The sequence below is a fragment of the Leifsonia sp. HAY1-4F genome (assembly GCF_056755275.1).
In genome coordinates, this window is record NZ_JBNDHX010000006.1 from 1 (window position 1) to 16,197 (window position 16,197).

Genomic DNA, 16,197 nt, shown 5'->3' on the forward strand with positions numbered 1-16,197 from the left:
TCCCGCCGGCTCAGCAGGGAGTTCGTGGTCGAGTGCCGCAGCCGCTCCACCTCGGCGTTGACCGAGGAGTCCTTCTCGATGAAGGTGTCGGTCTGCGGAACGTAGGCCTCGGGCTGGTAGTAGTCGTAGTACGACACGAAGTACTCGACGGCGTTGTTCGGCAACAACTCGCGGAACTCGTTCGCCAGCTGCGCCGCCAGGGTCTTGTTGTGTGCGAGGACGAGCGTGGGCCGCTGAACCTGCTCGATGAGCCACGCGGTGGTCGCCGACTTTCCCGTACCGGTCGCACCCAGCAGCACGACGTCGGTCTCGCCCGCATTGATGCGCGCGGTCAGCTCGGCGATCGCCTGCGGCTGATCACCGCTCGGGCTGTACTGGCTGACGACCTCGAACGGTCGGACGGCACGCGTGGTGAGCATGTTTCCAGTGTAGGAAGGACCACTGACACTGCGTCCGCCTCTCGCTCAGAGCGGAACGCGATCCCGGCGCGACAGATCCCGGGCGCGGCCGGTCACGGACGTGAGCGCAGGCCCTCCCAGAGGGCGTCCACCTGGTCGAGGGTGTGGCGCAGGGTGCCGCCGGTGTCGATCACGACGTCCGCGACGGCCAACCGCTGCTCGTCGGAGGCTTGGGAGCGGATGCGACGCTCGGCCTCGGCCGGATCCATGCCCCGCAGTTGCACCAGCCGGCGGATGCGGGTCTGCGCGTCGGCGTGCGCGACCACGACGTGGTCGAACGGGTACTGGTTGGATGACTCCACCAGCAGGGGGACGTCGTACACGACGATCGCGTCTGGGTCGGCGTCGGCCGCCGCCTCGAAGCGTGCGGTCGACTCCCGGAGGACGGCCGGGTGTGTGATCCCATTGAGGTCGGCCAGCGCCTCGGCATCCGCGAAGACGATGGCGCCGAGTGCGGGACGGTCGAGGCTCCCGTCCGCTGCGATCACGTCGTCGCCGAAGCGGCGGGCGATCTCGGCGAGGGCCGGGGTTCCGGGCTCGACGACCTCGCGAGCGATCCGGTCCGCGTCGACGACGACGGCGCCGTGGGAGGCGAGACGGGAGGCGATGGTCGATTTGCCGGAGGCGATCCCGCCGGTGAGTCCGATCAGCTGCACCCGCCCAGCCTAGCCGGGCCGCACGAGGCCGATCCGTGGGACGCAACACGCCGTCTCGCGAGCAGCCGGACGGCGTGTTGCGACCCATGGATGCCCGGGAGGCCCGGGAACGACGAAACGGCCGGTCCCGAAGGACCGGCCGCTTCTGAAGAGGATGCTCAGGAGTTGGAGCTGAGCTTCTCGCGCAGAGCCGCGAGCGACTCGTCGTCGGCGAGCGTTCCGCCCGAGCCGGGCTCGGAGGTGTACGAGGACGTGCCGCTGTCGGTGGCAGCCTCCTCGAGACCCTTCGCAACCTGGCGCTTGTGCGCCTCCCAACGAGCCTGGGCGGCAGCGTACTGCTGCTCCCACTCGTCGCGCTGCGACTCGAAGCCTTCCTTCCACTCGTTGGTCTCCGGGTCGAAGCCCTCCGGGTACTTGTAGTTGCCCTGGTCGTCGTACTCGGTGACCATGCCGTAGAGCGCCGGGTCGAACTCGGTGCCCTCCGGGTCGACGCCGTCGTTCGCCTGCTTCAGCGAGAGCGAGATCCGGCGGCGCTCCAGGTCGATGTCGATGACCTTGACGAACACCTCGTCGCCCACCGAGACGACCTGCTCGGCCAGCTCGACGTGCTTGCCGGACAGCTCCGAGATGTGCACGAGGCCCTCGATGCCGTCCGCGACGCGCACGAACGCACCGAACGGAACGAGCTTGGTGACCTTGCCCGGTGCGACCTGACCGATCGCGTGGGTGCGGGCGAAGACCTGCCACGGGTCCTCCTGCGTCGCCTTCAGCGACAGGGAGACGCGCTCGCGGTCGAGGTCGACCTCGAGGATCTCGACGGTGACCTCCTGGCCAACCTCGACGACCTCGGAGGCGTGCTCGATGTGCTTCCAGGAGAGCTCCGACACGTGGACGAGACCGTCGACGCCGCCGAGGTCGACGAACGCACCGAAGTTGACGATCGACGAGACGACGCCCTTGCGGACCTGGCCCTTGTGCAGGTTGTTGAGGAACGTGGTGCGGGACTCCGACTGGGTCTGCTCCAGCAGCGCGCGGCGCGAGAGCACCACGTTGTTGCGGTTCTTGTCGAGCTCGAGGATCTTGGCCTCGATCTCCTGACCCAGGTACGGGGTGAGGTCGCGGACGCGGCGCAGCTCGATCAGCGACGCGGGCAGGAAGCCGCGGAGGCCGATGTCGACGATCAGGCCGCCCTTGACGACCTCGATCACCGTGCCGGTGACGACGCCGTCCGCTTCCTTGATCTTCTCCACGTCACCCCACGCGCGCTCGTACTGCGCACGCTTCTTGGACAGGATGAGACGACCCTCTTTGTCCTCCTTCTGGAGAACGAGGGCCTCGACGGTGTCGCCGACCTCGACGACCTCGCTGGGGTCGACGTCGTGCTTGATGGAAAGCTCACGGGAGGGGATGACGCCCTCCGTCTTGTAACCGACGTCGAGGAGGACCTCGTCGCGGTCGATCTTGACGACGGTGCCTTCGATGAGGTCTCCGTCGTTGAAGAACTTCAGCGTCTTTTCGACCGCGGCAAGAAAGTCCTCAGCAGATCCGATGTCGTTGACGGCGACCTGCTTGGGTGCCTTGTCGGTCGTTGCGGTTGTCATGTAGTGGGTGCTCCGTAATGGACAGGAATCAGGCCGGTCGCGACGAGTGTTCTGGTTGTTCCGCGAACGGCAGGCGGATAGGGATGTCAGACAAGTGACGTTCTAGTCTACCCGGCGGCGGATGCGTGCAGCAACCCGCGCGCGGCGAGGATGTCCCGCAGCGCCGGTTCGAGCTCGGGGTACGCGAACTCGTACCCGGCATCGACCAGCCGCTCCGGGACGACCCAGCGGCTCTTCAGCACGAGTTCCGTCTCGGTCCGGATCGCCGCGGAGCCGAGTTCGAGCATCCACCGGTGGGCCGGGAGCCCGACGCGGCGGCCCAGCAGTCGTCGCAGCGTCGCCATCAGCGTGCGGTTGTCGGTGGGATGCGGCGCGGCGACGTTCACGGCTCCGTCGAGATTGGGCCGGCCGCGCAGGAACTCGATCGCGCCGAGGACGTCGGCGATGTGCACCCAGCTGAAGCGCTGCCGGCCGCCGTGCGCCCGGTACTCGTGAAAGGTGCCGGAGTTGCGCCGGGCGCTCGTCGCGAACCACGGGCCGTCGACCTGCGGACCGCCGAGGCCGAACCGCACGAGGTTGACCAACGGCGTCAAAGCACTCCCGTCGCCCAGGACGATGGCCATGCGGAGGGCCACCCGGCGGGTGGCCGGGAGGTCGCCGTCGAACAGCTCGTGCTCCCAGGCCTTCGCGACCTCCACCGAGAAGCCTGTGCCGAGCTTTCCCGTCGACTCCGTCATCGGCCGGTCCTCGGCATGGCGGTAGATGGTCGCGGTGGAGGCGTTGAACCAGACGGGAGGTGGGGCATCGCTGTCGGCGATCGCCTCCCGGACCGCCCGGGTGGTCTCCCGTCGAGAGCGGAAGATCTCGGCGCGGTTCGCATCGCCGTAGCGGCAGTTGACGCTCTTCCCGGCGAGATTGATCACCGCCGCCGCCCCGGTGACGGCCGCTCGCAGCGCGGCCGCATCGCCCCAGCGCACGTCCGGGCCGCTTCTGCCCACCAGCAGCACCTCGGCGCCCGCAGCGCGATAGTGCTGCTCCAGGTATCTCGCGACGAAACCGGATGCCCCGGTGATGACGATTCGCTCGCTCATTCCGACCGCTCCCCCTGTTCTGCGTCGTGCTGTTCTGTGATGTCGTAACGGAACCGGCCGCTGTACTGGTAGATGCGGCCGATCCCGGGCGCGGTCACTGCGATCGACACCAGTTGCCGTTCGGTCTGCTCGTCCCATCGCTCGGTCAGCACCACCACCGGCGCAATGAATCGCGGGATGCGCAGCCGCGCGCCGCCGACGAGCAGCCACACCGCGTTCGACCGCAATCGCAGCTTGCCGCCACGCACCCTCGCAGAGAACCGCGCCTCGACGCGGAACGGGACCCCGAGCCTGTCGACGAGCGCGCCGTCCTCCACCCGGATCTCGTCGATCATCGCAGCCGGGCGCCCGCGAAGATGGAAGGTGCGAACCGCAGCGACGGCCGGTGCCCCACCTGCCACGACCGGCCGGTTCTCCACCGTGAACGGCACCGACCGCTCCCACACCGCGAACATCACGTGGGCCTTGGCGAGGACTGCGAGCGCCGGCCACAGCCAGCGCCGCGGCGTTCCGACACGGTCGAAGACGCCGCTCCCCCGCCCGACCGCGCCGACCGGGATGGCGTCGAAGTACGCCTGCAATCGCGGGTGCAGGTCATCGAACGCCGCACCCAGGGCGGCGCGGTACGGGGAGATCGTCACGGAGGGGATGCGGGCGCTCAGTCGAGCAGCGCAGCCTTCAGCGTGTCGAGGCCGACGCCGCCGATGTCGAGAGCCTGCTTGTGGAACGCCTTGATGTCGAAGGACGCACCCGCTCGTCGCGCGTACTCGTCCCGCAGCTGCTCCCAGATGCGCTGACCGATCTTGTACGACGGAGCCTGACCCGGCCACCCGAGATAGCGGTTCACCTCGAAGCGCACGAAGCTGTCGTTCATGTTGACGTTCTCGCGGAGGAAGGGGTAGGCGTCCTCGCCGGTCCACGGCCGTGAGCCGTCGGGCAGCGGCTTCTCGAGGTGCACGCCGATGTCGAGCACCACGCGCGCGGCGCGCATCCGCTGGCCGTCGAGCATCCCCAGCCGGTCGGCCGGGTCGTCCAGGTAGCCGAGCTGCTCCATGAGGCGCTCGGCGTACAAGGCCCATCCCTCGGCGTGGCCAGAGGTGCCCGCGATCCGGCGCCAGGAGTTGAGCTGCGCCTTGTTGTAGGTCGCCTGCGCGATCTGCAGGTGGTGACCGGGGACGCCCTCGTGGTAGACGGTCGTCAGCTCGCGCCAGGTGTCGAACTCGGTGACCCCTTCCGGGACGCTCCACCACATCCGTCCCGCGCGTGCGAAGTCGTCGCTGGGACCGGTGTAGTAGATGCCGCCCTCCTGCGTCGGCGCGATCATGCACTCGAGGCGGCGGATCTCGGCCGGGATGTCGAAGTGCGACTTCCCGAGTTCCTCGATCGCCCGGTCGCTGGTCTCCTGCATCCAGCGCTGAAGGGCGTCGGTGCCGTGCAGCTTGCGGGAGGCGTCGCCGTCGAGGAACTCGATGGCCTCGAGCACCGTAGCGCCCGGCTTGATCTCCCGCGCGATCGACTCCTGCTCGGCCCGCATCCGGGCGAGCTCCTCGATCCCCCACTCGTAGGTCTCGTCCAGGTCGACCGTGGCGCCGAGGAAGCCGCGCGAAGCGAGCGCGTACAGCTCGCGGCCGACGGCATCCTTCTCGGGCGCGTGGGGTGCGAGCTCGTTCTCGAGGAACAGGGCGAGGCGGGCGTACGCCTCTGCCGACTCCCGCGCGCCGGCGGCAAGATCACGGTTCAGCGCTTCGGGCAGCTCGCCCTCCAGCGGCTTGGCGTCACCGGTGAACTCGAAGAAGAATCCGGTGTCGGCCACCTGCTTGCGGGCCTGCGTGAGCACCTCACGGACCTGCCGGATCGCCGGGGCGTTCCCGGCTGCGATGCCGCTACGCAGGGTCTCGATGTAGCCGTCCATCGCGGCCGGGAGGTTGTGGAGCCGCTTCGCGACGTTGGCCCAGTCGTCTTCGGTGTCCGTCGGCACGATGTCGAAGATGTCGCGCAGCTCCTGCGCCGGAGAGGCGATCACGTTGAGGTCGCGCTGAGCGAACCCGGCTTCGTGCTTCTCGATGGTGAGCTGCAGCTCGCGAGACAGGTCCATCCGGGTGATGCGGTCGATCTCGTCGACCGGTTCGGCCGCCTGGATGCGGGAGAGCGCCTCCTTCACCTTCGCGATGGCGTGCTCGGCCCCGGCCGGCGAGTAATCGGCATACTCGCCTTCGCGGCCCGGTCGCCCCAGCCACACATGGAATTCGGGGTACAGCTCGAGTTGGGTGTCCACCCACTGCTCGGCGATCGTGTCGACCGGGGTGGGTTCGCGCTTCTGATCGTTGGTCATGATCCGACCCTATCGAGCACGGCCCAGCGGCAACACGAGGAATGGGGATCTGTGGACAACGTCCCGCTGTGGGACATTTCGCCTCAGTGTGCGGCGGCGTCCCAGTTGGAGCCTCGACCGACCTGAACGTCCAGGGGGACCCGGAGATCGACCGCGCCGGCCATCCGCGCGCGGACGATCGCCTCAAGCGCGTCCCACTCGCCGGAGGCGACCTCGAAGATGAGCTCGTCATGAACCTGCAGCAGCATCCGGGACTCGAGCTTCTGATCGATCATGTCGCCGGCGATCCCCAGCATGGCGACCTTCATGATGTCGGCCGCCGAACCCTGGATCGGCGCGTTGAGCGCCTGGCGCTCGGCGTTCTCCCGGAGGACCCGGTTGGTCGATGTCAGGTCGGCGAACGGGCGGCGGCGACCGAAGATCGTCTCGGTGAAGCCGTCGACCCGCGCCTGCTCGACGACATTGCGCAGGTAGTCGCGAACCGCGCCGAAGCGCTCGAAGTAGTCGGACATGAGCTGTCGCGCCTCGGAGGTCTCGATGCGCAGCTGCTTGGACAGGCCGAACGCGCTGAGGCCGTAGGCCAGGCCGTAGGACATCGCCTTGACCTTCGTACGCATCGCCGGGGTCACCTGGGCCGGGTCCACTCCGAAGACGCGAGAGCCGACGAACCGGTGCAGGTCTTCGCCCGCGTTGAACGCCTCGATCAGGCCGGGGTCCCCGGAGAGGTGCGCCATGATCCGCATCTCGATCTGCGAGTAGTCCGCCGTGAGCAGCGTCTCGAAGCCCTCGCCGTGGCGGAACGCGGAACGGATCTCGCGCCCCTCCTCGGTGCGGATCGGGATGTTCTGAAGGTTGGGGTCGTTGGACGAGATACGGCCGGTGCTCGTGCCCGTCTGGTCGTACGTGGTGTGGATGCGCCCATCCGACTCCACGGAGCGTTCCAGCGTCTCGACGATCTGCTTCAGCTTCGTCGCGTCGCGGTGCTGCAGCAGCAGTCCGAGGAATGGATGCGGGTTCTTCTCCTGCAGGTCGGCGAGCGAGCCGGCGTCGGTCGAATAGCCGGTCTTCGTTGCGCGGGTCTTCGGCATCCCGAGCTCCTCGAAGAGCACCTGCTGGAGCTGCTTCGGCGAGCCGAGGTTGATCTCGTGGCCGATCTGCGCGTACGCCTGCGCGGCGAAGTCGTTGGCCTTGTCCGTGAGCTCGCCACGCAACCGGGCGAGAACCTCGGTGTCGAGCGTGACGCCGTTCAGCTCCATCTCGGCCAGGACCGCGACGAGCGGCAGCTCGATGTCGTCGAGCACGGCGCGCGTGCCCTCGTCGAGCGCGATCATCTGGCCCTCGGCGACGCGACGGATGTACCAGGCCTCGGTCGCCGGGCTGACGGCGTCGTTGATCGGCACGAGCTGGTTGGGATCGGAGACCGGAAGGGTCTCGCCGAGCACTTCGTAGACCTGCTCCGCGAGCGACTGCGGCGCGGCTCCCGGCTTCACCAGCCAGGACGCGATCCGGGTGTCGAACGCCAGTCCGTCCACGATGAAGCCGGCGCGGCTCAGGGCTTTGAACTGCGGCTTCGCGTGGAAGAAGTACTTCGGTGCGCTGCTCGCGAGCCAACGCTCCAGTGCCCCCTGCGCCGAGGACGCGGCATCCTTGCGCGGGGGCGCCCACGGCACGTACACCGTCTCATCCGCTGCGGCGAGGCCGAAACCGCTGATCCCCGCGGGCCCGAGTTCGAGCTGGACCGCGATGGCCGTACCCTCGGCCGAGGCTGTGGACAGCCAGCTCGCGAGCTCCTCCTCGGCCATCGACCGGACGGCCGGAGCGCTGACCGCTCCCGCGTCGCCCACCTCGGCGATGGACAGAGCGCCGTCGAGCATCCCCTCCTCGGCCGCCGTCTTCATGAGACGCTCGAGCAGGGTCTTGAACTGGAGCCGCGCGAAGATGTCGCGCAACGCGTTCTCGTTGAGCGGCTTGCGCTGAAGATCCGTGAGGCTGATCGGCAGCTCCACGTCGTCGAGGAGCTTGTTGAGCCGGCGATTGCGGAGGGCGTTCTCCTTCTGCTCGCGCAGCTTCTGACCCACGACGCCCGTGATCTCGTCAGCGTGGGCGACGATGTTGTCGACCGTGCCGTACTGCTGCACCCACTTCACGGCCGTCTTCTCGCCGACCTTGTCGATCCCGATCAGGTTGTCGCTCGTCTCGCCGACGAGGGCCGCGATCTCGGGATACTGGTGCGGTTCGATGCCGTAGCGCTCGATCACCGCCGCCCGGTCGTAGACCTTGAGCTCGGAGACTCCGCGGACGTTCGGATAGAGCAGCGTGACATCCTCGTTCACGAGCTGGATGGTGTCGCGGTCGCCCGAGACGAGCAGGACCCGGTACCCCTCTTCGACGCCGCGCCGGGCGAGGGTGGCGAGGATGTCGTCGGCCTCGTAGTCCTCCTTGGCGATCGTCGTCACGTTCATCGCATGGAGCGCCTCTTCGAGCAGCGGGACCTGCCCGGCGAACTCGGACGGGGTCTCATTCCGGGTGCCCTTGTACTCGGGATACTCGCGCGTCCGGAAGGAGTAACGCGAAATGTCGAAGGCCACCGCCAGGTGCGTCGGCTTCTGCTGCTGGAGCAGGTTGATGAACATCGCGATGAAGCCGTGGATGGCGTTCGTGTGCTGACCCTCGCGGTTCACGAAGCTGTCGACCGGGAGGGCGTAGAAGGCCCGGAAAGCGAGCGAATGGCCGTCGATGACGAGAAGGGTAGGCTTTTCGGAGTCTGACACCAGGACAGCCTACAAGCGGCCGGTGACAGTCCAGACGACCCGTGGAAAGGCCGAGGATGACCGAGGATGCGCTCTCGTACGTGCAGCAGAGAGGGCTCGGCAGGCTCGCCGAGAAGATGGGCATCGAGATGCTCGAGTTCAGTGTGGAGCGGGCCGTGGCACGCATGCCCGTCGAGGGGAACACCCAGCCCGCCGACCTCCTCCACGGAGGCGCCTACGTGGTCCTCGGGGAGTCGCTCGGCTCCATGTCCGCCAACCTCTATGCGGGCGAGGGACGGCTCGCAGTCGGCATCGAGATCAACGCGTCGCACACCCGCTCCGCGACGAGCGGCTACGTCACGGGCGTGTGCACGCCCATCCATCTCGGCCGGACGCTGACCACGCATGAGATCGCAGTGACAGACGACCAGGGGCGCCGCTGCTCCACGATCCGCATCACGAACCTCATCAAGGAGCTGTAGCCCGCCGCGCATTCGTCACGAATGTGCCGCTGGCGGCGCGATACCGCGACATTCGTGACGAATGTGCGGCCAGCGGCTGCGCTACTTCTTGGGCGCCAGCTGGTCGATGATCGCCTGGGCGACGTCGTGCATGGTGAGGCGGCGGTCCATGGAGGCCTTCTGGATCCAGCGGAACGCCTCCGGCTCCGACAGGCCCATCTTCTCGTTGAGGAGGCCCTTGGCGCGGTCGACCAGCTTGCGGGTCTCGAAGCGCTGGACCATGTCGCCGACCTCGGCCTCGAGGGCGATGATCTGCTGGTAGCGGGCGAGGGCGATCTCGATCGCCGGGAGGAGGTCGTTGGGCGTGAACGGCTTGACCACGTAGGCGAGGGCGCCCGCCTCGGTCGCGCGCTCGACGAGCTCCTTCTGGCTGAAGGCGGTCAGCAGCACGACCGGCGCGATGTGATCCTTCGAGAGGCGCTCCGCCGCCGAGATGCCGTCGAGCTGCGGCATCTTCACATCCATGATGACCAGGTCCGGGCGCAGCTCGGTCGCGAGCGCGACCGCCGTCTCGCCGTCTCCGGCCTCGCCGACGACCTCGAAACCGTTGTCGCGCAGGATCTCGACGATGTCGAGGCGGATGAGCGATTCGTCCTCCGCCACGACGACGCGGCGGGGTGCGGTGGGGGTGGTCTCCTGGTCAGTCACGCGTGAAAGCCTACGGTATTCTTCAGGTGTTGTTGTGCGCCGCTGTGGCGGAATGGCAGACGCGGAGCACTCAAAATGCTTTGTCCGGAAGGGCGTGTGGGTTCGAGTCCCACCAGCGGCACGACTTCAGATCCTGGCGCCGACGACGGTCGCGGCGAAGCGCCTGGCCCGCTCGGCGAGACCCGCGATGCGGTCCTCGACCACCAGGTCGGCGTCGAAGCCGACGTACGACGGCGGAGGGGTCCTCCGCACATTGGCGCTGCACTCGAACGCGCCGCAGACCAGCGTGCCGACGGTGTCGCCGTTGCGGCCGGCCTGCCCCGCACGTCGCGCGGACCAGAACCAGACGTCGTTGGTGAGGTGCACATCCTGGCACCACCCGCAGATCGTGGGGGTGTGCGACCGCATGGAGGCCTCCGAGGCGCGCAGCGCGATGCCGACCGGGCCCTCCCGCGTCGGGACGACCACGTAGCCGCGCTGCGGCAGCCGCGGGTCGCGCCAGCCGAGGTATTCGCGACGCGCCCAGTCCACCTCATGGAGGCCCGGCGGCAAGGGGAGCTCTTCTGCTTCGCTGCGGGAACAGTTGACGAACGACTCGCGGATCTGCTGCGGGCTCAGGACCTCCATGCGCACCTCCTCCTCCATGCTCGCACAGGATGGGCGTGTCACCGCTTGACCCTGCCCCACGGGTCAGGGATTAACGTTCACGCATGACCACGATCGAGAGCGTCACGGACGCCAGCTTCCAGGAGGATGTGCTCGCCGCCCCGGGCATCACCGTCGTCGAGTTCTGGGCGGAGTGGTGCGGTCCCTGCCGGGCGCTCTCCCCCATCTTGCAGCGGCTGCAGGAGGAGCACGCCGACCGCATCCGGATCGTCAAGATCAACGCCGACGAGAACATGCAGAGCGCCATCGCCTACAAGGCGCTCGCACTGCCGGTGATGAAAGTGTTCCGCGACGGCGAGGTCGTGAAGACGATCATCGGCGCCAAGCCCAAGCCCGCGCTGGAGATGGAGCTCGCGCCGTTCCTCTGAGTCCCCCTCCTTCGGGCGGGGTGAAACCGGTCACCGCCTCAGGTGAGGTGATCGAACGCGCCGCTCACCCAGCCGATGTACCGGTCGGCCGAGCGCAGCACCGCATCCCGTGCATCCCTCGGGATGACGTTGGCGAGGTTTCCGTACAGCCGGTCGAAGGGCCGGTCGCAGACCAGGTCGGCGATGCGGCGCACCACGGCGGCCGACAGGGGGATGTCGTTCGGGAAGCTCCGCTGGAAGGTCACCCACCGCTGCGACGGACCCGGGAACACGGTATCGCCGCTCAGCACGACCCCGCGATCCCAGTGGACGATCGCGCTGCCCGGGAAGTGGCCGCCGATGGTCCGCAGCGTCACACCCGGCAGGATCTCGACCTCGCCCATCCACGACTGGATCGCCGGGTCCTCGCGCTGCACCCAGTGGCGGTCGGCGGCGTTGACGAGCACGGGAGGGTCGCCCAGCATCCGCGACCAGCTCACCTGCGCGCCGAACATGTGCGGGTGGCTCGTCGCGATGACGGCGACGCCGCCGAGGTCCTGGACGGCGGCCGCGGCCGCCTCATCCACGTATCCCGTCGGGTCCCACAGCAGATTGCCCTCGGGCGTACGCAGCAGCAGGCTCTGCTGGCCGATGCCGACCCGTGGCTCGCTCCGCAGCCCGAACAGGTCGGGCTCCAGCTCGGTCACCACGACGTGCTCGCCCTCGCGCTGCAGGCGCTGCAGCGTCGTCCACTCCTGCCCTGTCGGCGGGACGTACTGCCGCTCGTCCTCGCAGATCGGGCACGACGCCGGGGGATGCTCCCCCGAGCCGTCGACGACCGGAACAGTCTCCACCGCGCATGCCGCGCACAGCCACTCCGCCACCCTCCGGACTCTATCGCGACGGAATAGTCTGCGACGAGGACCGATTGGAGTGGATGTGAAACGCATCGGGTTCCTCAGCTTCGGGCACTACCAGCCCATCCCCGGCTCCGTCTCGCGCACCGCAGGGGACGCGCTCCGGCAGACCATCGAGCTCGCCGTCGCGGCGGAGGAGCTGGGAGCGGACGGCGCGTTCGTCCGCGTCCACCACTTCGCGCCGCAGCTGGCATCGCCGTTTCCGCTGCTGGCCGCTATCGGCGCGCGCACCTCCCGCATCGAGATCGGCACAGCGGTCATCGACGCCCGGTACGAGAATCCGCTATACATGGCCGAGGATGCGGCGGCCGCCGACCTGATCAGCGGAGGGAGGCTGCAGCTCGGCGTGAGCCGCGGCTCACCCGAGACGGCACTGCGCGGCTCCGAGTCGTTCGGGTACGTTCCCGCCGAGGGCGAGTCGGACGCCGATATGGCGCGCCGGCACATCGAACTGTTCCGCGCGGCGATCGCCGGTGCGGGAGTGGCGGAAGCCGATCCGGCCATGACCGGCGGTCAGCGCGGTGCCCTCGCGATCGAGCCGCAGTCGCCCGGTCTGGCCGACCGCATCTGGTGGGGCGCCGGCTCGCGCGCGACAGCGGTCTGGGCGGCGGAGCAGGGCATGAACCTCATGAGCTCGACGCTGCTGACGGAGGACACCGGCGTCCCGTTCTCCGACCTGCAGGCCGAGCAGCTGCAGCAGTACCGCGAGGCGTGGGCGGCAGCCGGATGGGCGCGCGAGCCGCGCGTCTCGGTCAGCCGCAGCATCCTGCCCATCACCACGGACCTCGACCGCCGCTACTTCGGCGCGTCCGCGCTCGCCGACCGGCACGATCAGGTGGGGCACCTGGACGGCGGGATCGCTCGCTTCGGGAAGAGCTACGTCGGCGATCCGGAGCGGATCGTGGAGGAACTGCGGGAGGATGCGGCCGTCGCCGACGCCGACACCGTGCTGGTGACCGTCCCCAACCAGCTGGGCGTGGACTACAACGCGCACCTCCTGGAGACGATCGTCACCCAGATCGCGCCGGCGCTGGGCTGGCGCGACTGAATCCTGGGCCTGCGTGTACCCCGAATGCGGCATAGACGGAAACAGGGATGCTGACATGATGGAGAGACCGCACACCCGAAATGTCGGTAACCGTTCCGTTCCGCGTTCTAAGGGTGTGCCATGCGAGCTCCGCGTCTCCGGGTCGTCATCACCGCCACGGCCGTCGCCGTCGCGATCGGCGGCTCCGCTCTCGCTGCTCCGGCGCTCTCGGCTGCACCGGCGGCGGCCGTGACCGAGCGGATCGACGGCGGCTCCTCCCCGTCGGCGATCACGGGGATGTGGGCGTGGGGCAACCCGATCGATCCGGCCGTGGATGCGCGGGGCGAGGGCCTCGCCCAGTTCGAGCCGCAGGCTCTGGCCGACTTCGCCGCGGCGCACCACCTGCGGACCGTCTTCCTCTCGGTGCCCTGGGCGGCCGACGAGGGACCGTTCGGCGCCTGGCTGACGGATGCCATCCATGCGCTGCACGCCGTGGGAGTGACCAAGGTCGCCGCACTGGGCGGCGATCCGTCCTGGGCCGACGACCCGTCGCTCGCGGCGGACTGGACGGCAGCAGCGCTGCGCGCGGCGCCCTTCGACGCCATCCAGTTCGATGTGGAGCCGTGGGTCGTGTCCTCGGACTCGGAGCTGCCCGCCGTCGTCACCAAGCTCCAGAACCTCTACGACCAGGCGCGCGTCGCCGCCGGCTCCACTCCGGTGGGCGCCGACCTGCCGTGGTGGCTCGCGGCGAAGCCGCAGCCGGACGGCGGCACGGCCTTCGACGCGCTGCTCCCCCACCTGAAGTCGGTCGCCATCGTCGCCTTCAGTGACCACGCGGACGGAACGGACGGCATCGTGGCTCTCGCTCAGCCCGCCGCGGCGGCGGCCGCCGGGAAGCGCATCCCGTTCACGATCGGGGTGGAGACGGACACGCCGGAGGTCGCGGGCGGCGCGGCCGCGACGTTCGGCGACGACAGCGCAGCGCTGCTCGAGTCGGAGACGGCAAAGGTTCGCACGCAGCTTTCGGGCCTGCGCGGCTACGGCGGCGTCACCGTCGAGCACCTGCTGGCCTGGCAGGACCTCCTCGCGCGCTGACGCATCCCGCGAGGTGCTCGTTGTTGCACGCGACACGCCGTGGGCGGGTGCAACAACGAGCACTTCGGGGAAAGCGGGCTCGGCGAAAGCGGCCGGGCGCAGTCCGGCGCGTCAGCGGCCGTCTGCGGCTGCCTCCAGCGCGGCGATGTCGAGCTTGCGCATCGTCAGCATCGCCTGGTTGGCACGGCTGGCCCGCTCCGGGTCGGGATCCGACTGCAGTTCGAGCATCCTCCGGGGCACGATCTGCCAGCTGACGCCCCAGCGGTCCTTCAGCCAGCCGCACATGCTCTCTTCCCCGCCGTCGGCCGTGAGTGCCTCCCAGAGCCGGTCCACCTCCGCCTGGTCGTCGCAGATCACCGAGAGCGAGATCGCCTCCGTGAAGGGGAAGCCCGGCCCACCGTTCATGGCCTGGTACTCGACGCCGCCGAGCGTGAACGTGACCACGATGAGCCCGCCCGGCATCGCGTCCCCGAACCGCTTCACGTCGAGGATCCGCGAATCCGGGATGAGCGAGGTGTACAGCGTCGCCGCATCCTCCGCTCCGTCGTCGAACCACAGGAACGTGCTGACCTTCTGCATGGGATCCCCCTCCCCGCGCCCGCCGTCGGGCGCGGTCGATGCCGCCTATGGTAGCCGGGAGCGGTAGCGTTGCACCCGTGCCGGGTACCGCATTCACGAGCTACATCGCCATCGGGGACAGCTTCACCGAGGGCGTCGGCGACGACCTCCCGGATGGGCGCGTGCGCGGCTGGGCCGACTTCGTCGCCCTGGGGATGGCCGCAGCCTCGGAGTCGCCGTTCCGGTACGCGAACCTGGCCGTGCGGGGGCGCAAGCTCGATCCGATCGTCGCGGAGCAGCTGGAGCCCGCGATCGCGCAGCGTCCCGACCTGGTCAGTCTGAACGGCGGCGGCAACGACATCATGCGGCCCCGCGTCTCCATCGAGAGCGTGGCGAGGACCCTCATGGATGCGGCGGATCGCGTCGTCGCGTCCGGCAGCCACATGCTCCTCCTCAGCGGCGCGAACCCCAGCGCGCACCTCCCGCTCGGCGGGCTCATCCGGCGCCGCGGCGAAGAACTCGCGGTCGCCGTGCGCGGCATGCTGCCGCGGGAGGGGATCACGTTCGTCGACAACTGGGCGGACGAGCGACTCCAGGACATCCGCTACTGGTCGGAGGACCGCCTCCACCTCGGTCCGCTCGGGCACGCGCGGGTCGCGAGCAACGTGCTGAACGCCTTCGGCATCCCGGTGCCGGCCGAGTGGGGCGTGGAGGAGGTCGCCGCGGCGCCTCCCGGCGAGAAGACCCGGCGGACCGCGGAGTACTACCGCCGCTACGTGCTGCCGTGGATCGGACGGCGGCTCACGGGCCGCTCATCCGGCGACGGCCGCGCCGCCAAGATCGCCGAGCTCACCGTGGTCGACCCGGAGACGGCGCACCCGCTGTGAGGCCCGGCCAGCTCTACCCCTTGGCCCGGCATCCCGTCGCAGCTACCGTCGAGGCATGAGCGAAACAGTGGTCCGCCCCGTCGACGACGCCGTGTGGAGCGACATGGAGGCGGTGTTCAGCACCCCGGGCGACCCTTCGGGATGCTGGTGCCAGTGGTTCAAGGCGCCGCGATCGCAGTTCGACCGGCTGGGTCGCCAGGGAACGCGCGACGCCCTCCACGAGCAGGTGCGCTCGGGCACGCCGGGTGTCCTCGCCTGGCTCGACGGCGAGCCGGCCGGATGGGCGGCGGTCGAGCCGTACTCGGCCTACCCGAACCTCGCCCGCTCGCCCATCACCAAGCGGCTCCCCGGCGATCCGGAGGACCCGTGGGCGGTCACCTGCTTCGTCGTGCGGGTGGAGTTCCGCCAGCAGGGCCTGGCCCGTGCGCTCTTGGCGGGAGCGGTGGAGCACGCGCGGGCACAGGGCGCGCAGGTGCTCGAAGGGTATCCCGTGGACACGCAGGTGCGGCCGTCGCTGTCGACCGCTGTCCGCTATCACGGCACGGTCTCCCTGTTCCGGGAGGGCGGCTTCGAGGTGGTCCGGAGGCCCAGCGAGACCCGGGCCATCATGCGCCGGACGGTGTGAGTCCGCCCAGTAGGCTCG

At 69.2% G+C, this 16,197-nt stretch carries 17 protein-coding genes and 1 tRNA gene; 7 read left to right on the plus strand and 11 right to left on the minus strand.

The annotated features are described in order from the left end of the window. The 7 genes from ACPYOG_RS02335 to polA all read right to left on the minus strand — a co-directional run. Positions 1-419 (minus strand): DEAD/DEAH box helicase family protein (locus ACPYOG_RS02335; protein ID WP_481292653.1); only part of this gene is annotated, 419 nt, incomplete at its 3' end. Between the two features lie 92 nt (positions 420-511). Then, positions 512-1,114: a dephospho-CoA kinase gene (gene coaE / locus ACPYOG_RS02340; protein ID WP_481292654.1), complete on the minus strand. Its 603-nt coding sequence runs from the start codon at positions 1,112-1,114 to the stop codon at positions 512-514. Positions 1,115-1,272: 158 nt separating this feature from the next. After that, a complete protein-coding gene (rpsA, locus tag ACPYOG_RS02345; RefSeq protein WP_481292655.1) occupies positions 1,273-2,715 on the minus strand; it encodes a 30S ribosomal protein S1 in 1,443 nt (480 codons plus the stop codon). Between the two features lie 107 nt (positions 2,716-2,822). After that, positions 2,823-3,806, minus strand: a complete 984-nt coding sequence (locus ACPYOG_RS02350; RefSeq protein WP_481292656.1) for an epimerase — start codon at positions 3,804-3,806, stop codon at positions 2,823-2,825. Beyond that, positions 3,803-4,447, minus strand: a complete 645-nt coding sequence (locus ACPYOG_RS02355; RefSeq protein WP_481292657.1) for a DUF4166 domain-containing protein — start codon at positions 4,445-4,447, stop codon at positions 3,803-3,805. The genes ACPYOG_RS02350 and ACPYOG_RS02355 overlap by 4 nt, the downstream gene beginning before the upstream one ends. A 17-nt stretch (positions 4,448-4,464) precedes the next feature. Then, entirely contained in the window at positions 4,465-6,138 is a 1,674-nt protein-coding gene (locus ACPYOG_RS02360) for a DUF885 domain-containing protein (RefSeq protein ID WP_481292658.1), read from the minus strand. 83 nt (positions 6,139-6,221) lie between these two features. Beyond that, entirely contained in the window at positions 6,222-8,909 is a 2,688-nt protein-coding gene (polA, locus tag ACPYOG_RS02365) for a DNA polymerase I (protein ID WP_481292659.1), read from the minus strand. 56 nt (positions 8,910-8,965) lie between these two features. On the opposite strand from polA, the gene ACPYOG_RS02370 reads away from it, so the two are divergent. Continuing rightward, positions 8,966-9,370 carry a hotdog fold thioesterase gene (locus ACPYOG_RS02370; protein ID WP_481292660.1) on the plus strand — a complete coding sequence of 135 codons (405 nt, stop codon included), beginning with the start codon at positions 8,966-8,968 and terminating at the stop codon, positions 9,368-9,370. Between the two features lie 81 nt (positions 9,371-9,451). Here ACPYOG_RS02370 and ACPYOG_RS02375 read toward each other — a convergent pair whose 3' ends face one another. Further along, positions 9,452-10,057: an ANTAR domain-containing response regulator gene (locus ACPYOG_RS02375; protein ID WP_090038105.1), complete on the minus strand. Its 606-nt coding sequence runs from the start codon at positions 10,055-10,057 to the stop codon at positions 9,452-9,454. A gap of 38 nt (positions 10,058-10,095) precedes the next feature. On the opposite strand from ACPYOG_RS02375, the gene ACPYOG_RS02380 reads away from it, so the two are divergent. Further along, a tRNA-Leu gene (locus ACPYOG_RS02380) sits at positions 10,096-10,178 on the plus strand. Positions 10,179-10,183: 5 nt separating this feature from the next. On the opposite strand, the gene ACPYOG_RS02385 is transcribed toward ACPYOG_RS02380, so the two are convergent. Then, positions 10,184-10,684 (minus strand): FBP domain-containing protein, encoded by a 501-nt coding sequence (locus ACPYOG_RS02385; RefSeq protein ID WP_481292661.1) that lies wholly within the window; start codon positions 10,682-10,684, stop codon positions 10,184-10,186. A gap of 83 nt (positions 10,685-10,767) precedes the next feature. Here ACPYOG_RS02385 and ACPYOG_RS02390 point away from each other — a divergent pair, with 83 nt between their 5' ends. Beyond that, positions 10,768-11,091, plus strand: coding sequence for a thioredoxin family protein (locus ACPYOG_RS02390; protein WP_481292662.1), 324 nt, complete (start codon positions 10,768-10,770; stop codon positions 11,089-11,091). A gap of 38 nt (positions 11,092-11,129) precedes the next feature. Here ACPYOG_RS02390 and ACPYOG_RS02395 read toward each other — a convergent pair whose 3' ends face one another. Further along, entirely contained in the window at positions 11,130-11,954 is an 825-nt protein-coding gene (locus ACPYOG_RS02395) for an MBL fold metallo-hydrolase (RefSeq protein WP_481292663.1), read from the minus strand. 49 nt (positions 11,955-12,003) lie between these two features. Between ACPYOG_RS02395 and ACPYOG_RS02400 the strand changes: the two genes are divergently transcribed. Both ACPYOG_RS02400 and ACPYOG_RS02405 read left to right on the plus strand, forming a co-directional pair. Beyond that, positions 12,004-13,035, plus strand: a complete 1,032-nt coding sequence (locus ACPYOG_RS02400) for an LLM class flavin-dependent oxidoreductase (protein ID WP_481292664.1) — start codon at positions 12,004-12,006, stop codon at positions 13,033-13,035. 120 nt (positions 13,036-13,155) lie between these two features. Next, the gene (locus tag ACPYOG_RS02405; RefSeq protein ID WP_481292665.1) at positions 13,156-14,109 is read left to right on the plus strand and encodes a hypothetical protein; all 954 of its coding nucleotides are present in this window, start codon (positions 13,156-13,158) and stop codon (positions 14,107-14,109) included. Positions 14,110-14,220: 111 nt separating this feature from the next. Here ACPYOG_RS02405 and ACPYOG_RS02410 read toward each other — a convergent pair whose 3' ends face one another. Beyond that, positions 14,221-14,688: a VOC family protein gene (locus ACPYOG_RS02410; RefSeq protein ID WP_481292666.1), complete on the minus strand. Its 468-nt coding sequence runs from the start codon at positions 14,686-14,688 to the stop codon at positions 14,221-14,223. A 77-nt stretch (positions 14,689-14,765) separates the two neighbouring features. Between ACPYOG_RS02410 and ACPYOG_RS02415 the strand changes: the two genes are divergently transcribed. Both ACPYOG_RS02415 and ACPYOG_RS02420 read left to right on the plus strand, forming a co-directional pair. Continuing rightward, positions 14,766-15,554, plus strand: a complete 789-nt coding sequence (locus ACPYOG_RS02415; RefSeq protein ID WP_481292667.1) for an SGNH/GDSL hydrolase family protein — start codon at positions 14,766-14,768, stop codon at positions 15,552-15,554. A 55-nt stretch (positions 15,555-15,609) separates the two neighbouring features. Continuing rightward, on the plus strand, positions 15,610-16,179 hold the full coding sequence (locus ACPYOG_RS02420) for a GNAT family N-acetyltransferase (protein WP_481292668.1): 570 nt from the start codon (positions 15,610-15,612) through the stop codon (positions 16,177-16,179). Positions 16,180-16,197: the final 18 nt, after the last annotated feature.